This is a genomic window from Actinoplanes sp. NPDC051494, from assembly GCF_044454705.1.
GTDB lineage: Bacteria > Actinomycetota > Actinomycetes > Mycobacteriales > Micromonosporaceae > Actinoplanes.
The window spans coordinates 1-16800 of record NZ_JBITDZ010000002.1 but is presented as its reverse complement, the minus strand read 5'-3'; the positions used below and the strand labels follow the sequence as shown (position 1 = coordinate 16800).

General features: G+C 69.8%; 15 protein-coding genes and 1 pseudogene. 10 read left to right on the top strand and 6 right to left on the bottom strand.

Annotation, left to right across the window (positions count from 1 at the left end):
* Positions 1-102 precede the first annotated feature (102 nt).
* On the top strand, positions 103-813 hold the full coding sequence (locus ACIA6A_RS06915) for an alpha/beta fold hydrolase (RefSeq protein WP_396096498.1): 711 nt from the start codon (positions 103-105) through the stop codon (positions 811-813).
* The gene (locus ACIA6A_RS06910) at positions 804-2039 is read left to right on the top strand and encodes a PP2C family protein-serine/threonine phosphatase (protein ID WP_396096497.1); all 1236 of its coding nucleotides are present in this window, start codon (positions 804-806) and stop codon (positions 2037-2039) included. Before ACIA6A_RS06915 ends, ACIA6A_RS06910 begins: the two co-directional genes overlap by 10 nt.
* An 8-nt stretch (positions 2040-2047) precedes the next feature.
* Here ACIA6A_RS06910 and ACIA6A_RS06905 read toward each other — a convergent pair whose 3' ends face one another.
* Positions 2048-3064 (bottom strand): LuxR C-terminal-related transcriptional regulator, encoded by a 1017-nt coding sequence (locus ACIA6A_RS06905; protein ID WP_396096496.1) that lies wholly within the window; start codon positions 3062-3064, stop codon positions 2048-2050.
* A gap of 201 nt (positions 3065-3265) precedes the next feature.
* On the opposite strand from ACIA6A_RS06905, the gene ACIA6A_RS06900 reads away from it, so the two are divergent.
* The gene (locus tag ACIA6A_RS06900) at positions 3266-6175 is read left to right on the top strand and encodes a M4 family metallopeptidase (protein ID WP_396096495.1); all 2910 of its coding nucleotides are present in this window, start codon (positions 3266-3268) and stop codon (positions 6173-6175) included.
* A gap of 187 nt (positions 6176-6362) precedes the next feature.
* On the opposite strand, the gene ACIA6A_RS06895 is transcribed toward ACIA6A_RS06900, so the two are convergent.
* Positions 6363-7097, bottom strand: coding sequence for a class I SAM-dependent methyltransferase (locus ACIA6A_RS06895; RefSeq protein ID WP_396096494.1), 735 nt, complete (start codon positions 7095-7097; stop codon positions 6363-6365).
* 99 nt (positions 7098-7196) lie between these two features.
* On the opposite strand from ACIA6A_RS06895, the gene ACIA6A_RS06890 reads away from it, so the two are divergent.
* Both ACIA6A_RS06890 and coaD read left to right on the top strand, forming a co-directional pair.
* Positions 7197-7736, top strand: coding sequence for a DUF6817 domain-containing protein (locus tag ACIA6A_RS06890; protein ID WP_396096493.1), 540 nt, complete (start codon positions 7197-7199; stop codon positions 7734-7736).
* Complete coding sequence (gene coaD, locus ACIA6A_RS06885; protein WP_396096492.1) at positions 7714-8157, top strand: pantetheine-phosphate adenylyltransferase; 444 nt, start codon at positions 7714-7716, stop codon at positions 8155-8157. The genes ACIA6A_RS06890 and coaD overlap by 23 nt, the downstream gene beginning before the upstream one ends.
* A 12-nt stretch (positions 8158-8169) precedes the next feature.
* Here the strand turns inward: coaD and ACIA6A_RS06880 are convergent, their stop codons facing one another.
* Both ACIA6A_RS06880 and ACIA6A_RS06875 read right to left on the bottom strand, forming a co-directional pair.
* On the bottom strand, positions 8170-8934 hold the full coding sequence (locus ACIA6A_RS06880; protein ID WP_396097604.1) for a maleylpyruvate isomerase family mycothiol-dependent enzyme: 765 nt from the start codon (positions 8932-8934) through the stop codon (positions 8170-8172).
* Between the two features lie 84 nt (positions 8935-9018).
* On the bottom strand, positions 9019-9984 hold the full coding sequence (locus ACIA6A_RS06875; protein WP_396096491.1) for an NmrA/HSCARG family protein: 966 nt from the start codon (positions 9982-9984) through the stop codon (positions 9019-9021).
* A gap of 87 nt (positions 9985-10071) precedes the next feature.
* On the opposite strand from ACIA6A_RS06875, the gene ACIA6A_RS06870 reads away from it, so the two are divergent.
* The 3 genes from ACIA6A_RS06870 (at position 10072) to ACIA6A_RS06860 (ending at position 13819) form a co-directional block, all read left to right on the top strand.
* Positions 10072-10563 (top strand): MarR family winged helix-turn-helix transcriptional regulator, encoded by a 492-nt coding sequence (locus ACIA6A_RS06870; RefSeq protein WP_396096490.1) that lies wholly within the window; start codon positions 10072-10074, stop codon positions 10561-10563.
* Between the two features lie 37 nt (positions 10564-10600).
* Complete coding sequence (locus ACIA6A_RS06865; protein ID WP_396096488.1) at positions 10601-12178, top strand: serine/threonine-protein kinase; 1578 nt, start codon at positions 10601-10603, stop codon at positions 12176-12178.
* Between the two features lie 384 nt (positions 12179-12562).
* Complete coding sequence (locus ACIA6A_RS06860) at positions 12563-13819, top strand: PP2C family protein-serine/threonine phosphatase (RefSeq protein WP_396096487.1); 1257 nt, start codon at positions 12563-12565, stop codon at positions 13817-13819.
* Here ACIA6A_RS06860 and ACIA6A_RS06855 read toward each other — a convergent pair.
* Complete coding sequence (locus tag ACIA6A_RS06855; RefSeq protein ID WP_396096486.1) at positions 13808-14182, bottom strand: STAS domain-containing protein; 375 nt, start codon at positions 14180-14182, stop codon at positions 13808-13810. The genes ACIA6A_RS06860 and ACIA6A_RS06855 overlap by 12 nt on opposite strands.
* A gap of 145 nt (positions 14183-14327) precedes the next feature.
* Here ACIA6A_RS06855 and ACIA6A_RS06850 point away from each other — a divergent pair, with 145 nt between their 5' ends.
* Positions 14328-14723 (top strand): ATP-binding protein, encoded by a 396-nt coding sequence (locus ACIA6A_RS06850; RefSeq protein ID WP_396096485.1) that lies wholly within the window; start codon positions 14328-14330, stop codon positions 14721-14723.
* Positions 14724-14727: 4 nt separating this feature from the next.
* On the opposite strand, the gene ACIA6A_RS06845 is transcribed toward ACIA6A_RS06850, so the two are convergent.
* Positions 14728-16134, bottom strand: a complete 1407-nt coding sequence (locus ACIA6A_RS06845) for a trehalose-6-phosphate synthase (RefSeq protein WP_396096484.1) — start codon at positions 16132-16134, stop codon at positions 14728-14730.
* Positions 16135-16280: 146 nt separating this feature from the next.
* Here ACIA6A_RS06845 and ACIA6A_RS06840 point away from each other — a divergent pair.
* Positions 16281-16800, top strand: a pseudogene (locus ACIA6A_RS06840) (glycogen debranching enzyme); the annotation flags it as partial.

The following is a 16800-nucleotide window of genomic DNA, read 5'->3' as shown; positions in this document are numbered from 1 at the left end:
AATGCGGAAGTGGATGTCCGGGTACGCAGCAATATCACCTTCACGGGCCGTGACGAGGGCCCGGTGGTCATGCTTGCTCACGGCTTCGGATGTGATCAGAACATGTGGCGGCAGATCACCGCTCGGCTCGGTGAGCAGTCGCGGGTGCTGCTCTTCGACCATGTCGGGGCGGGGCGCTCCGATCCGTCGGCGTGGGATCCGGACCGGTATTCGACGCTCGACGGCTACGCCCAGGACGTCCTGGAGATCTGCCGGGACCTCGACCTGCGTGACGTGATCTTCGTCGGGCACTCCGTCAGCGCGATGATCGGTGTGCTCGCGGTGGCCGAGGAGCCCGATCGTTTCGCCGGGCTGGTCCTGGTCACCCCCTCGCCGTGTTACATCGACCAGGACGGCTACCGGGGCGGTTTCAGCCGCGACGACATCGACGAGTTGCTGGACTCGCTGGACAGCAACTACCTCGGATGGTCCGCCACCATGGCACCGGTGATCATGGGCAATCCCGACCGGCCGGAGCTGGGCGAGGAACTGACCGCCAGTTTCTGCCGCACCGACCCCACCATCGCGAAGGCCTTCGCCAAGGTCACGTTCCTGTCCGATCAACGCGCCGACCTGCCCCGGGTGACCGTGCCCACCCTGGTGCTGCAGTCGGCGCACGATGCGATCGCGCCGCCCGAGGTGGGTGCTTACGTCAATGCCCATATACCGGGCAGCCGGCTGGTCACCCTGGACGCCACCGGGCACTGCCCGCAGCTGAGCGCACCGCAGGCGACCGCGCAGGCCATCACGTCGTTCGTGGCCGAATGCCGGTGAGTGAGCCACCGCCGGGCGCCGGATCGCGCTGCGAACCGGCGCAGGAGTCGGCATTTCCGGCCATGCTGGAGGACAACATCGACGATCTTTACGACACCGCACCGTGCGGCAACCTGTCGACCCTGCTGGACGGCACGATCGCCAAGGTCAATGCGACGCTGCTCGGCTGGCTGGGCTACCGCCGCGAAGACCTCGTCGGTCGTAAGCGCTTCAGTGACCTGCTCACCGTCGGTGGCCGGCTCTACCACGAGACCCACTTCGCGCCGCTGCTGCAGATGCGGGGGGAGATCAACGGCATCGCCCTCGAGCTCCGGTGCGCGGACGGTTCCCGGCTCCCGGTGCTGGTCACCTCGACGGTCAAGACCGGCGGCGACGGCCAGGCCCTGCTGATCCGCACCACCATCTTCGACGCCAGGGAACGCCGCGCGTACGAGAACGAGCTCCTGCATGCCCGGCAGGAGGCCGACGCCGACCGGGAACGCCTGCGGGGCCTGGTCGCCGGGCTGCAGCACAGCTTGCTGCCGGACACGCTGCCGGCACCACCGCACATGCTGGTCAGCGCGTATTACCACATGGCCTCCACCGATCGGATCGGCGGCGACTTCTACGACCTGTTCCCGCTGGCCGGCAACCGGTGGGGCTTCTTCCTCGGCGACGTGTGCGGCAAAGGCCTCGCCGCCGCTGCCACCACCGCGGCCGCCCGCTACACCCTGCGCACCGCCGCGGCGTACGAACCCGATCCCGGCGCGGTGCTGACCCACCTCAACACCGCTCTGTTCCAGAACTATCACAGCCCCTCCCACCGCCACTGCACGGTCGTCTTCGGCGTGCTGACCCCCACGGCGGCCGGCTGTTCCATCACCATCGCCGGCGGCGGCCACCCCGCACCCATGCTGCTGCGCGCCGACAACACCGTCGAGGCGCAGGTCGTGGGCGGCACCCTCATCGGGAGTCTCCGGGCACCTGCTATCGCGACGCGAACCTTCTCCCTCGCGGCCGGCGACACGTTGATTCTCTACAGTGACGGCCTCCTCGAGGCCCGCGCCGGCCCCGGGGCCGGCCGCTACGGCGAGGACGCACTGGAAGCTTTCCTGGCCCGGTCGGCGGTCAGCACCGCCCCTGCGGCCGTCGATGCGCTGACCGGTCTCCTCGCCACTTTCGAGCGGCTCGATGACGACGTGGCGCTCATGGCGATGTCGTTGAACAGGCTGCCACCGGGACCCTGAGCGCCGGCTCACGGACCCACGGCTGCCGGCTGCCGTACGCCGTCGTCCTGCTCGCTCAGCCACCCCCGTTTCGCAGCCAGCAGGGCGAGCTGGAAGCGGGTCCGGGCGCCGAGCACCGTGCCCGCGTCGCTGATGTGCTGCTGAACGGTGCGGCGGCTCAGGTCGAGGATCCGGGCGATCGTCTCGTCCTTCATGCCGGCCGCCATCATGCGCAGGATCTCCCGGGTGCGCAGGTCGCGTCCCGAGGCCGGCAGGTCGTGCCGTCTCGTCAGTGATACCGGTTCGGCCCGCTCCCACACGCTCTCGAACAGGGCGACGAGTGTCGTCACCAGGGCCGGCGAGTGCACCACCAGCGACCCCGAGGACGGGCGGTCTCCCCGGATCGGCAGCAGGGCGGCCGTACGGTCGAAGATCACCAGCTTCACCGGGATCTGCGAGGTCAACCGCAGCTTTCCGCCCTGCCCGGTCCCGCGCAGAGCCGTCCGCAGCGACACCGCGTCGGTGAAGCCGTCCGTCTCGTACACCGACCGCATCCGCACGCCGGGCCGCACGCCCACCGCCCCGGCGGACGACGCACCGGTCACGTAGGGCGGCTTCGCCAGATGCAGCACTTCGGACGAGCTTGTCATCAGCAGCTGGCGGTAACGGGCGGGCACCTCGTCCTCACTCTTGAGCACCTCCACCACGTCCGTGGCGCTCGGCCCGGACACCGCTTCGTGTGCCTCGGAGAGCCGTTCCACGAGATCCTCGACCCGGGCCAGTTCGGCCCGCCGCCGGGCCAGCAGCGCCCCGACGGACAGTCGCGGGGGCGCGGCCGTCCATCGTGGTGTCGCACCGTCGATCTGCGACGCCAGGGCCGAGTCCGCGAGGTGCCGCAGCGCGCGCTCCGCCTCCGGGGGTGACACGCCGAACGCGGTCGCCACCTCGTCGCGGCCGGCCGATCGTACGGCCACCAGGTGTTCCAGCACGCGGCCGGCCAGTGGGTCAAGGCCGGTCGCCGACCAGGGTGTATCCGTCTCGTCCATACGTCTGTCCGCCCCTCCGATCCGAGGATGCCCGGGCCGGCTCCCGCTGCGATGAATCGGGGGTTACGAATATGTAAGAGGGTGCCCGCGGTGGCCCTGCTCAAGTGCGCAGATGCGCAAGGTCGTCCTTGTGGCGGCAGTCGGCACCGGGGTGAGCTAGGCGGCAGCTGGAGCCTGTTCACAACCTCGCGGGAGCACCCATTGCGTAGAGCCAAGGCACTACCCACGATCGCCGTGCTGGCGACGGCGGCCCTGCTGGGAACCACCGCCCAGGCCGCGAACGCGGCGACCCCGGCGCCGGCCGACGCGGCCGTCCCGGTCACCGTGGCACCCGCCACGGACACCCCGGCGCTCGTGGACGAGGTGGCCGACCCGGTCGACGCCACGATCGCACCGGACCGGGCCGCCAAGGCTCACCTCGCGGGCCACAAGGACCGCTACAAGATCGGCGACCCGGCGGGCACGCTCACCACGGCGAGCGTCGAGACCGAAGGCGAGCGGGAGACGGTACGGCTTAACCAGAAGTACAAGGGCCTGCCCGTGTTCGGTGCCCAGTACGTGGTGCGGACGGAGAAGTCCGCCGGAAAGCGTACGGTGACCGGCACGTCGGGCAGCTACTTCACGAACCTGGACGTCGACACGAGCGTCACCCCGATCCCCGCCGCGGTCGCGGTGTCCCGGGCGGTCGAGGAGGTCCGCAAGAGCCTGCACCCCGGCTCGGCGGTCGTGGCCTCGGCCCCGCGTCCCGGCACCACCGGCGCGGCCGACCTCACCGGCACCGACCAGGGGCTCATGGTCATGCCGACCGGCACCGGTGTGCTCGCCCGGCGCGTGCTCGTCCAGGGCAGGGACGTCGTCACGGGTCAGCCCGTGCTCCGCGACGTGTACGTGGGTGCGACGAACGGGGTGGCGCTGCTCAGCGTCAGCCGGATCAAGTCGTTCGTCTCCGGCCGGCAGGCCGGCGCCCTGGCCGCCGGCAGCACCGCCACCGCACCGCGGGCCGGCGCGCCGTCGCGCGCGGCGGGCAGCGGGACGACGTCGGTCACCGGGCAGGGCACCACGCTGCACGGCGCGACCGTGCCGCTCCCGCTCGTGCGGTCCGACGCCGGCTCGTACCTGCTGCAGGACCTGACCCGGACGGTGCCGATCGCCACCTGGGACGCCCGGGGCCGCGACTACTACGACCTGATGGACGGCGCGTGGCCGGAGGATCTGGCCCCGTTCGCCTCCGCGTCGACGACGCTCGGCGCCGACCTGACCGCCGCCGGTGCGGTGGACGCCGCCTGGGACGCCGCGAAGGTGTTCGAGTGGTACAAGACGAAGCTCGGGCGCAACAGCCTCGACGACAACGGCATGCCGATCGACTCCATCGTGGGCATCACGTACGGCGGCAACCCGTGGGTGAACGCGTACTGGGACGGCACCCGCATGGTGTACGGCAGCGGCAACGACGAGTACCTGCCGCTGTCCGCGGACCCGGACGTCGTCGGCCATGAGATGACGCACGGCGTGGTCGAGAACACCGCGAGCCTCGTCTACGCCGGACAGTCCGGCGCGCTCAACGAGGCGATCGCCGACTACTTCGGCAACGCCATCGACGTCGACGCGTCGGGCACCTCGATGTCCGACCCGCGGGCGAGCCTGCTCGGTGGTGACCTCTGCCGCACGCTGGCCCCCGCCGACTGCGCCCTGCGCGACCTCGACGACGGCGCCACCACGGCGGACTTCCAGCACCTCATCGACACTCCCTCGATGGACGACGGCGGCGTGCACCTCAACTCGACGATCGTGTCCGGTGCGCTCTGGGACCTGCGCCAGAAGCTCGGCACGACGATCGCCGACAAGATCATCTACCGTGCGCTGACCGACTACCTGACGCCCATGTCCGACTTCGTCGACGCCCGCGAGGCGGTGCTCGCCTCCGCGAAGTCGTTCCACCTGAACAAGAAGGACCTCACGGTGGTACGGGCGGCGTTCGACTCCCGCGGCATCACCGCGAAGTGGAAGGCGACCCTGTACGGCAAGGGCACCCAGGTCCTGATCGACCGGCTCAACACCGGCATGTACGCCGACATGAAGGCGAGCACGGCGGGTGGCTGGTTCGCCGTACCGCGATCGGACGCGAACCGCACCGCACCGACCGCGATCTGGGTGGGCCGCACCAGCGGCAAGGGCGAGCCGTACCGGATCTCCCCGGACGACGGCAGCGTCAACAGCTTCCCGCACACCGACGGCAAGCGGGTCGTGTGGTTGTCGATCGCCCTGGACCCCGCATCACCGACGTACGAGACCAACCGCATCCTGTCGGCGCCGATCGGTGGCGGCCGCGTCAAGGAGCTCTACCGCTCTCCGGAACGCATCAACGGCCTCGGCTTCGACGGCGACCTCGTCGCGTGGAGCCAGTACGACCCGGCGCAGGGGTATCTCGACGTCGTGCGTTACCTGCGCGGCAGTTCGCCGACCGTGCACACCCTCACGCATCCCGACTGGTTCGGCCCCGCGACGGCGCCGAGTGTCAAGAACGGGAAGATCTCCTACGTACGGTACGAGATCTTCCAGCAACCCGACGCGAACGGCATCTACTGGTCGCTGGGCGCCGAGGTCCACGACGTCGCGACCGGCCGGACGTCCTACGCCGGTGGCGATGTCGGCGCCGAGCGGATGAGCTACCCCGACCTGTCCAGGACGGCGGTCGCCTGGATGACCGACCGTGACTACGGCACGATCGTCGACGGCGAATGGAGCAAGGGGGCGTACCACGACTCCGTGCGGTTGTTCGACCTCGCCTCCCGTACCAGCCATCTGCTGTTCGAGGAGAACTCACCGCAGGCGATCCGCGCCGACACCGTCGCGTTGTCCGACACGACCCTCACCGTCACCGAGGAAGCGCCGGTGGAGGCCTGGATGGCGACCGGCGGCTACCCGGACAACTCGCTGAACCCGAAACTCAAGCAGTACACACTGCGGGGCACGTACGTCGGCCCGGCGTCGTGCAGCCCGGGCGCGCAGATGTTCGCGACCGCCGGGGTAGGACGCGAGGTGGTCTTCATGGACTCGTCAGCGTCCGGTTTCGGTCTCGCGTACGCAACGGGAGCGAAGTCCTGCAAGTGACATCCCGCTAGAAAGTCGCGGCGCGCCGGGAACTCTCACCCGAGAGTCCCGGCGCGCTGCTGCGGCCGGTCCCCGGGCATGCGGGTCAGTTTTCGACGGCGATGTCGATGCGGAGGGCGACCGGGAGGCCGGCGGCATCGATTTGCCGGGTGTCATCGAACACGCGCTGATCCCCACCAGCCAGCGGTCAGCGCAGCACCAGCAGGTCGAGAACATCGATCTGCGGTCCGGTTGCGCTCTCCGCGGCGGCGCGGAGCCGTTCGAGACCGTTCTCGTACGCGTCATCGCTGATCAGCTTCAGCAACGTGTGCGCCTCGCGGCGGAGCCCGGCGGCCGCCTCGTGCAGGGAACGCGTGGAGACCTGCGCCACCGGTTCCAGACCGGCAACGGTGAATCCCGCGGCGGCGAAGGCGGCCTCGACGGTCGCCACCTCCGGGTAGTTCTCCCTCAGGGCGGTGATCGTCTCCGGCCAGAAGCGGCACAGGGTGATGCCCTCGTGGCGACCCGGAAAGGCGGACCGGATCAGAACCGGCGCATCCGGCTTGAGGACGCGGCGGATCTCACGGGCCGCAGCGGGGAGGTCAGCGATGTGGTGCACGACGGTGGAGAGCCAGACCGCGTCGATGCTCGCGTCGCCGGCCGGGATGCCGGCGGCGTGACCGGTGAGAACCGACGGGATCACGGCCCGCTCACGCATCGCGGCGGACGGCTCGACCGCGAGGACCTCGGCGGTGGGCCACCACGTACGGAAAGCCTGTGACCAGCTTCCGGTGCCGCAACCGAGGTCGAGCAGACGCATCCCGGGCCGGGGATCCAGGTGCCGGGTGATCGCGTCACGCCACACGCCCAGCGCGTCGTCGTCCAGATGACGTGTCGCCTCGAACGCGGCTGCGTCGGATTCGTCGTACGCGATGAGCGCCATCTCCCGAGCAAACCTGACAGCCGGACCCAGGGGCAACAGCACAGTGGATCTGTTCACATCACAGTCGCGCCCGGCCTCCTCCGGCCTACCGTGAGATTCATGAGCTTCGACAGCGCGGCGCGGGACTTCCTGCGTGACCACGGTGCTGCATCCATCGAGCATCCCGGCGGCACTCTCTGCAGTCACCTGTGCCGGGTCGAGCAACGGCTCGCCGATCTCGGCGCCGGGCACGACGTACAGCTGGCCGGCCTGACTCACGCGGCCTACGGCACCGACGGGTTCGCCACCAGCCTGCTCGCCTGGTCCGACAGGGAGCCGCTGCGGTCGGTGATCGGCGAGGACGCCGAGGCCCTGGTCTATCTGTACGGCGCGTGCGACCGGAAGAACACCTGGCCGACGCTGGCCGGCACCGCCACGGTGCACGACCGTTTCACCGGGCAGCCGCAGCGCCTGACCGCGTCCCAGCTCGTCCCGTTCGTGGATCTGAGCATCGTCAACGAACTCGACGTCATCGACCACAACCCGGCGCTTCTCGAGAGACACGGCGCCTATTTCAGCGATCTGTTCACCCGGTGGGCCCCGGTGACCTCGCCGTCGGTGACCGACGAGATCCGCCATGTCCTCGCCGGCCGCGCGTAACGGTGACTCCCGGCCGGGCAGGGCGGCGTATCCGGGCACCTTCGATCCGTTCACACCCGGTCACTTCGACATCGCGGACCGGGCGCGTCGCTTGTTCGACCAGCTCACCATCGTCGTCGCCGTCAATGACAGCAAACGACCTACCCGGACGACCACCGCCCGGGCGAACCGCGTCCGTGCCGCCCTCCCCGCGGAGTGGGAGAACGTCACGGTGGCCGCCTGGCACGGGCTGACCGTCGATTACTGCCACCGGCACGGCTGCGGCGTCATCGTCCGCGGAGTCAGGAACTCCACCGACTTCCTCCACGAGTACCAACTCGCCGCCATGAACGAGACCATGGGCGTCACGACCCTGCTTCTCCCGGCCCGGCCACAGCTGACGACGATGTCCTCCACAGCAGTGCGAACCCTGCAGACCTGAGCGGGGCGGCGCCTACACCTCCGGCTCCCACGCGAAGAGCTGGTCGAAGATGCCCCGGTCGCCCTCGACCCGCAGGGAATCCGTCAGGATCCGGCCGTAGAAGAACATGACCAGTTCGCTGGCGGTGCCCCAGGCGGTGACGTCGGCCGCCTCCGGGCTCTCGCCGCCGTGCGGGAGCCGGGCGACGCGAGCGCCGTCGGCGGACAGCCAGACACGCCAGGACTGGCCCTCGGCGGCGTGGTAATCCACGACCGCCGGCTTGTGCGGCCACGGGGCCGTTGTCGCGCAGCAGGTGGTCAGGAACTCGTCGACCCCGTCGAGCGCCACCTCACTGGACAGCGGCTGCGGGGCGCCCACCGTGACCTGGGCGTCGTAGGTGTGCACGGCGAGCTGCTGGAGCTGGTGCCGAGCGACGGCACCGCTGGTCTGCGGCGACTGCGACTGGCCCCACCACGTCCAGCAGCCACGGTCCGGTCCGGCCTCCCGCAGCGCGTCCAACAGCTCCCGCACCGAGGCGGCGTACCAGGCCATCAGGGCCTCGCGGTCCCGGGGCACCGCCGGGGCGGACCCGGCCGCGGGTGCGTCGGCCGGCCCCGCCGCGACGTTGGCGGCCCACTTGTGGCGCCCCTCCCCCAGGTGCTGCACCAGGTCGAACAGCGTCCACTCGGGGCACGTCGGCACCCGCACGTCGAGGCTGGGCGCGGCGGCGACCGCGGCCTGGAAGGCGGTCGATCGTTCGTCCATCAGGCGTAGCCGGTCGGCGAACTCCAATGTCATTTCCACGGTGGCTTTGTACCACTGCAGTTCGACAAGCGACAACGAGTTTCGCCGCCGCCCGTGATCCGCCACCGGGCCCGGCGGTCAGAGGCCCAGAGCGCGGAAGCGGTCCTGGTTGGCGACCGCCCAGTCGGAGAAGGGCTGCAGATCCGCGCCGAGACGGTGGAGCAGGTCGAAGTCGACGCTTGCCACCAGATCCTTCTCCGCGTTGATGAAGAACTGGAACATGTTGGCCACCTCCTGCGAGTCGGGCATGCCGGACGAGAGAAGTACGGCAGGGTCGAGCGGAACATATCGGACGGGCTCACCGAGTGCTGCGGCGATCCCTTGGGCGAACTGCTCTCCGGTGGTCGCAGCGGAGGCGATCGGTACGGTCCGGCCGATCATCGCGTCGCCGGCGGTGAAGATTCCGTACGCGACGCGGCCGACGTTCTCGACGGTGCCGCTGACCACCTGGGCCGACCCGATCGGCAGTGCCAGGACGACATCGCCGTTCCCGGCCCGTCGTGGTGGGGTCAACGTCAACGGCATCTCGTAGTACATCGGCGCGTGGACGAACGTTGTCGGCACCCCCGCGTCCCGGAAGAACGCGTCCGCGTCCGCCTTGCCGTCGGCGTGCGGCACCGGGTAGCCACCCTCCGACGGCGGAGCATCCGGCAGGTACCGCCGCGTGTCCTCGAGCGTGGACCAGATGACGTGCTGGAGTCCCGTTGCCGCGGCGGCGCCGGCTGCGTTCCTGACCTGCGTCCGTTCGCGTTCGGTACGGGTTGTCGCGAGCGCCCGGGCACCCAGCGGCTCCCAGAAGTTCGTCACCACGAACGCACCGTGGGCGCCGTCGAACGCGCGCCGGAGGCCGGCCTCGTCGTCGAGATCGGCTTCGACGACCTCGATGCCCAGATCGCCGAGTTCCTTCGCCTTCGCACTGTCCTTGTCACGAGTCACGGCTCGGGCGATGAATCCGCTGTCCGGATCGGCTGCGATCGCCCGCACCACGCTGCCGCCCTGCCGGCCGGTGGCTCCGAGCACTGTGATCACTCGTCTGTCGCTCATCCGTGAGCCCTTCGCTAGTTTGACGTGTCAAGCTACGGTAGGCCCGCTCAGATTGATACGTCAAGCTAAGCGGTAGGATCATTCACCATGGCGGAAGAACAGTGGCTCGACGACAGCCAGCAGCAGACCTGGCGCACCTACCTGACGATGGTCCGCGAGCTCGATCGCCATCTGCAGCAGCATCTCCAGCGCGCCAGCGGCATGTCGGTGACGGAATTCGAACTACTCGCCCGGTTGTCGGAGGCGCCGGGACACCGCCTTCCGGTCGCCACCCTGGCCGAGGTCACCGGATGGGAGCCGAGCCGGCTCTCCCACCAACTCTCCCGGACGGGCAAACGCGGCCTGATCGACCGCGTGGCCTCGGACAAGGCGCGCTACCCCGACGCTGTCCTGACCGAGGACGGGCTCGCGGTCATCACCCGGGCAGCACCCCAGCACGCGGCCGCCGTGCACGCCCTGTTCATCGAACCCCTCGGGCCGGACGGTCTCGGTGCTCTCGCCACGATCGCCCGGACCGTCCTGAACGGCCTCGAAGCCCACCAGAGCCACGCCTGCTCACTGCACCCGCACGAGGAGTAGCCGTTTACCCGGCATGTGCTCAGGGCATAGCGGCCACGTGGTGCACACACAACTGGTCGGGGAACGCTACCTGTTGCGGGAACCGCTGGGCCGCGGCGGCATGTCCGTCGTCTGGCGGGCCGAGGACACCCTTCTCGGCCGGGAAGTGGCGGTCAAGGTGCTCTCCGCCGACGTGTCCGCCGACCCCGCCGCGCTGGGCCGGATGTACGCGGAGGCGCGCGCTGCCGCGAGCCTGCGCCACGACAACGTCGTCGAGGTGTACGACTACGGCGAGACCCAGATCGACGGTGTCGCCATGCCGTACGTGGTGATGGAACTCGTCAACGGGCGGGCGCTGAGTGACATGCTGCGCGCGGGCGCCCTGAGCTGGGAACTCGCCGTGCTGATCGGTGCCCAGGTCGCTGCGGCACTGGCGGCGGCGCACGATCGCGGGGTGGTGCACCGCGACGTCAAACCGGCCAACATCATGATCCATTCCGGGGGCGTCAAGCTCGTCGACTTCGGCATCTCGGCCGCGGTCGGGGAGCTGGAACACGTCTCCGACCAGATCCTCGGCACGCCCGCCTACCTGGCCCCCGAGCGCCTGGCCGGCGGAATGGTCCGGCCCGCGACCGATGTGTACGCCCTGGGCCTGCTGCTCTACCTGATGCTCGCCGGACGGATGCCGTGGCACGTGTCCACGACCACGCAGATGCTCAAGGCGCACCGTTACCGTCTGCCGGGACCCCTGCCTCCCATCGCCGGCCTGCCGGACGGGACAGCAGATCTCGTACGGCGTTGTCTGGCGAAAGCCCCCTCGGACCGCCCGGCCGCGGTCACCGCCGCCCGCCTGCTTCGCCAGGCCGCCGGCCTCGCACCGCTGATGATGTTCGCCGGGCTGGACGACCGGGACCCCGCCGCGGCGGACACCCCGACCGAAGCGGCCACCGTGGCGCCGACCTCCTCGACCGTCACCCGCACGGTGACCAGCCGGATCGCGAGCCTGCCGGTGCGCCACCGGATGGCCCTCGGTGGCGCGCTGCTCGCCGCCGGGACAACGGTCGCCTTCCTCTCCTGGCCCGGCCCGCCGGAGGCACAACCGGCCGCCGCGACCACCACGCCGTCCGGCTGCCACGTGACCGCCACGACACGCATCACCTCGACCACCACGGCCGTGACCGCGGTGACCGTGACCACCACCGGATCCGAGCCGGCAGGCGCCCGGTCCCTGTCGTTCCGCCTCCCGGGTGAACAACGGCTCGTACGGGGTTCCGGGCTCACGTGGAGCCAGCACGGTGATCTCGTCGAGGCCGGCGGCGGCACCCTCACGTCCGGCACGTCCACCCGGGCCTCCTTCGACACCACGTATCGCGGGACGGTCATGCTGCCCCAGACCTTCACCGTCGGCGACGTCGTCTGCGGCACCGAGATATCGGTTCAGGCCCCCGACACGGCAGTCCCGGCAAAACCCACGACATCACCATCCACGACAACCGCTTCGCGTACGGGCGCCGCCCACGCCCGGCCGGCGAGGAAGGAACCGCGGCAAGCCCCGGCCGCTCCCCCGGAGCCCAGGCACGCCGCACCGCCCGCAAAGCACCCCGCACCGGCACCGCCCGCACCGAAGCCCCGGTGAGCGCCGCGACGGTGACATCGAGGTCGCCTGCAACCCGGGCATCTACACCTCGGTGGCGGCCTACCTGGCATGGATCAAGGCCACCGTCCGGCACGGCTGGCCCGCCCTCCCGGCATCCCCCCGCGGCGAGTCGTGACGGGTGTTTGCCGGTCGTCCGGGCGGGTGGCCGCGCCACGGCGCAGCCACCCCACATGACGGCGAAGGTTCACATCATGAACAACAACCGTGATGCCCGACCTGATGAGGACAAAATCACGTCGAACACCTCGGAGACCGGCATCTTCACAGCTGGCCACACGCCCACTGCGGACCCGCCGGCCGGCTGCAGCAGCAACGCCGGCGTCTCAGCCGGACATCGTGACCCGGCTTTCGTATGCTTCAGGTGTGGATCACGCCGAAGACGCCGTCCTGGCCGGCCTGCTGGACGCCGCGGAGAACGCCTCACCCGTCGAGGCGGTGGAAGCGGTGACGCGGGAACTCGGCGCGGCACTGGGTGCGCGCACCGTCTCGTTCCTCATCGCCGATCTCAGCGGCCGGGCGCTGGTCAGGCTGGCCCATACGTCGTTGGCCCAGCCGGGCGCCGACCGCCGGGACGGGCGGGAGGTCGCCACGGTGCTGCCGTTCGGCGACGGTCCCGCCGAGCTGGCGCTGCGCACCCAGACGACACAGGTGACCGAGGCGGACGACGAATGGACGGTGCTGGCACCGGTGACCGATCGCGGTGAGGTGATCGGTCTGCTGGAGATGACCTTACCGGCCGAACCGTCCCCCCGGACCCTCGCCGAGATCTCCCGCACCGCGCACACGCTGGCGTTCGTGGTGATCGCCAACCGGCGGCACACCGACCTGTTCGAATGGGGGCAGCGGACCACCCCGTTCACCCTGTCGGCGGAGATCCAGCGACGTCTGCTGCCGGCGTCGTTCACCTGTGAGGCCGGCGCGTTCACCCTGTCCGGTTGGCTGGAACCGGCCGCGAGCGTCGGCGGTGACACGTTCGACTACAGCCTCGCCCGTGACGTGCTGCATTTCAGCGTCACCGACGCCATGGGTCACGGGGTCGCCAGCGCGCTGACGGCCACCCTCGGTGTCGGCAGTCTGCGCAACACCCGCCGGCAGGGGGCGACAATCGTGCATCAGGCGGCCACCGCGAACACCGCGGTGGCGGAACACGCCGGCCGGCGCGGCAGCTACGTCACGGCGATCGTCGGGCGCCTGGACCTGCGTACCGGGGAATGCGATCTGCTCAACGCCGGTCATGTGCCGCCGCTGCTGGTCCGGGACGGCAGCAGCCGAGCGGTGGACCTCCCGCGCAACTTTCCGCTGGGCATGTTCGCCGAGGCTGATTTCACCGCCGGTCAGGTGGTGCTGCAACCCGGCGATCGCCTTGTGGTCGTCACCGACGGCATGCGGGAGCGTAAGGCCGCCGCCCTGGACATGCCCGCTCTGCTGGCCTCGCTCACCGATCTGCACCCCCGGGAGGCCGTCCGCGCCCTGGCTGATGCCGTCCTCGAGGTGACCGGGCCGACCCTGGCCGATGATGCCACTCTGCTGATGCTGGACTGGTACGGCGAGCACGACCGCCCCCGGCGTACCAACGCCGGAGCTGATGTCGTTCGCGCCAGCCAGGCGTTATCCGAGTGACGCCTGCTCCGTCGCCGTGCCATCACCGGAGCGCATGCTGTCCTCCGCCGCTTGCACCGTGGCGTAGAGGTCGATGACCTGGTCCACCGAGGTGACGGCCAGCACGGTCCGCACCGCTGGCTGCACCTGAGCCAGGCACAACCGGCCTCCGGCCGCACGAATCTCCTTGAACATGACCACCAGCGTGCCCAGCGCGCTGGAGTCCATGAATCCCACCCCGGCCAGGTCGATCACCACTTGCCCGGGGCCGATCAGGGCCTGCAGGACGTCGTGCAGCTGCGGCTGGGTCGCCATGTCGAGCTCGCCGTGCACCTCGACCACGGTGCAACCGGCACCCGGCCGGGTCGCCACCACCAAATCCACAACGACCTCCTGAGATGGGTGCTCGATGCCTACCCTAAGCCGCCGACGGTGACCCGGGCGGGTACGGCACCGATGGATTGATCGTTTCGCCCCACCGTCGCCGGGTAAACAAACCATCACACCATGGTTGAGAAGGAGCCGAGGCATGCACCTCAGTATGACATTGTCGCTGCCTCGGCAACCGTCGTCGGTCTCCGGCGCCCGTCGGGTCCTGACCACCCTGATGAGTCTCACGGAGGCCGGCGAGGAGACCCGCGACCATCTTGCCGTGCTGATCAGCGAGGCGTGCGCCAACGCCGTCCGGCACGCGGAACCGGACAGCACCGTCGACATCTCCATCGACCTCGACGACCACGACTGCGTGTTGCAGGTCGGCAACCGCGGCACCAGCCCGGACGGCGCCGGACTGCGTGCCGCGCTGCCCGCCCCGCTGACCATCGGTGGTCGCGGGCTGCCCCTGATCACGGCGCTCGCCGACACCGCCACCTTCGTGCCGGGGCCGCCCGGCCAGGTGCTGCTCCGCATGACGAAGCGTCTCTGACGCGTCAGTCCGGTTTCGTCGACCCGGTGGAGTCCAGCGTCTCGAGGAAGTCCCGCGCCCACTTGTCGATGTCGTTCTGCTGGACCTGCGTGCGCATCGGCCGCATCCGCCCGGCCTGCTCACCGTCGTCCGCGTGCAAAGCCTCGGTGATGACCCGTTTCAGGTCCTCGACATCGTGCGGGTTGACCAGGAACGCGGTTTCGAGTTCGGCCGCGGCACCCGCGAACTCGCTCAGTACAAGAGCACCCCGGTCGTCCCCACGGGCGACCACATATTCCTTGGCCACCAGGTTCATGCCGTCGCGCAGCGGGGTGATGACCATGACGTCGGCGGCGAGGTAGAGCGCGACGAGCTCGGCGCGGTTCATCGACTGGAAAAGGTAGTGCACGGGGGCCTGGCCGACCGCGCCGAATTCACCGTTGATCCGGCCCACTTCCCGTTCCACGCGGGCCCGCAGCTCCTGGTACTCCTGAACGCGCATGCGGCTGGGGGTGGCGACCTGGACCAGGACGACGTCGTCGTTCGACACGGTGCCGTCGGCGAGCAGTTCTCCGTACGCCTCCAGTCTCTGTTCGATGCCCTTGGTGTAGTCGAGGCGGTCGACACCGAGCAGCAGGCGCCGGTCCCCGCCCAGCTCGGCACGCATCCTCCGGGCCTCGGCCTGCACCTCGGGGTCGGTCGCGAGCTCCTCGACCTCGCCGACGTCGATCGAGATCGGGAAAGCGCGGGCGACGACGGTACGGCCTTCGTGCTCGACGTGCTCGTCCTGCGGCTCCAGGCCCAGCAACCGAGCGGTGAGCTGCAGGAAGTTCTGCGCGGCGAGCGGTCGCTGGAAGCCGACCAGGTCGGCGCCGAGCAGACCACGGAGCAACTCGGCCCGGCGGGGCAGTTGCATGAACAGTTCGACCGGCGGGAACGGGATGTGCAGGAAGAACCCGATCTGCAGGTCGGGCCGTAGATCCCGCAGCATGGCCGGCACCAGCATCAGCTGGTAGTCGTGCACCCACACCGTGCCGCCGGGTGCGGCGAGCTGCGCCGCCGCTTCCGCGAACCGCCGGTTCACGGCGTCGTACGCATGGCGCCATGGCCGGCGATGGGCCGGCTGTTCGACCGCATCGTGGAACAACGGCCAGATGGTGCTGTTCGACTGACCCTCGTAGTACCGCTCCACGTCCTGCGCACTCAAAGCGACCGGATGCAGATGCATGCCGTCGGCGTCGAACGGCTCCGGCGCCTCACCCGGCTGGCCGGTCCAGCCCACCCAGGCACCACCCTGTCGACGCACGATCGGCTGCAACGCGCTGACCAGGCCGCCGGGGCTCCGCGCCCACGTGCGGCCACCGTCGTCGGCGACCACCTCGTCGACGGGAAGGCGGTTGGCGACCACCACGAACTCGTACGATTCACTCACTTCGTTGTCCTCACCGCACTCATATACCGTCGCCCGCGCCGGCCAAACACCGCCTCGGCCTTCGCACCCCTGGATCTGACACGCATGAGCGTCATTTTCGCGGGTACCCGCGCGCTCGCCGGCTCGCGAGTTGAAATAGGTGGATGATGAGGATCTGGCCCGGGAACCCGTACCCGCTGGGTGCCGCTTATGACGGCGGCGGCACGAACTTCGCTGTTTTCTCCGAGGTCGCCGAGCGGGTCGAGCTGTGCCTGTTCGACGACGACGGCACCGAGACGAGGATCGACCTGCCCGAGCGCGAGGCGATGGTGTGGCACGGCTACCTGCCCCGGGTCGTGCCGGGACAGCGGTACGGCTACCGCGTGCACGGCCCCTACGACCCGGCGAACGGGCTGCGCTGCAACCCGGCCAAGCTGCTGCTGGATCCGTACGCCAAAGCGATCGACGGGCACAACGACTGGAACGAGTCGTTGTACTCCTACCGGTTCGACGAGCCGGCATCGTTCAACGACACGGACTCGGCGCCGTACGCGATGAAGTCCGTGGTGATCAACCCGTTCTTCGACTGGGCCAACGACCGGCCGCTGCGGGTGCCGTGGCACCAGACGGTGATCTACGAGGCGCACGTCAAGGGCATGACCGCGCGCCACGCGAAGGTCCCCGAGG

Coding starts and splice junctions, on each gene's coding strand:
- ACIA6A_RS06915 (WP_396096498.1), top strand. CDS start 103: ATGTGGCGGCAGATCACCGCTCGGCTCGGTGAGCAGTCGCGGGTGCTG.
- ACIA6A_RS06910 (WP_396096497.1), top strand. CDS start 804: ATGCCGGTGAGTGAGCCACCGCCGGGCGCCGGATCGCGCTGCGAACCG.
- ACIA6A_RS06905 (WP_396096496.1), bottom strand. CDS start 3,064: ATGGACGAGACGGATACACCCTGGTCGGCGACCGGCCTTGACCCACTG.
- ACIA6A_RS06895 (WP_396096494.1), bottom strand. CDS start 7,097: ATGGCGCTCATCGCGTACGACGAATCCGACGCAGCCGCGTTCGAGGCG.
- ACIA6A_RS06890 (WP_396096493.1), top strand. CDS start 7,197: ATGAGCTTCGACAGCGCGGCGCGGGACTTCCTGCGTGACCACGGTGCT.
- coaD (WP_396096492.1), top strand. CDS start 7,714: ATGTCCTCGCCGGCCGCGCGTAACGGTGACTCCCGGCCGGGCAGGGCG.
- ACIA6A_RS06880 (WP_396097604.1), bottom strand. CDS start 8,934: ATGACATTGGAGTTCGCCGACCGGCTACGCCTGATGGACGAACGATCG.
- ACIA6A_RS06875 (WP_396096491.1), bottom strand. CDS start 9,984: ATGAGCGACAGACGAGTGATCACAGTGCTCGGAGCCACCGGCCGGCAG.
- ACIA6A_RS06870 (WP_396096490.1), top strand. CDS start 10,072: ATGGCGGAAGAACAGTGGCTCGACGACAGCCAGCAGCAGACCTGGCGC.
- ACIA6A_RS06850 (WP_396096485.1), top strand. CDS start 14,328: ATGCACCTCAGTATGACATTGTCGCTGCCTCGGCAACCGTCGTCGGTC.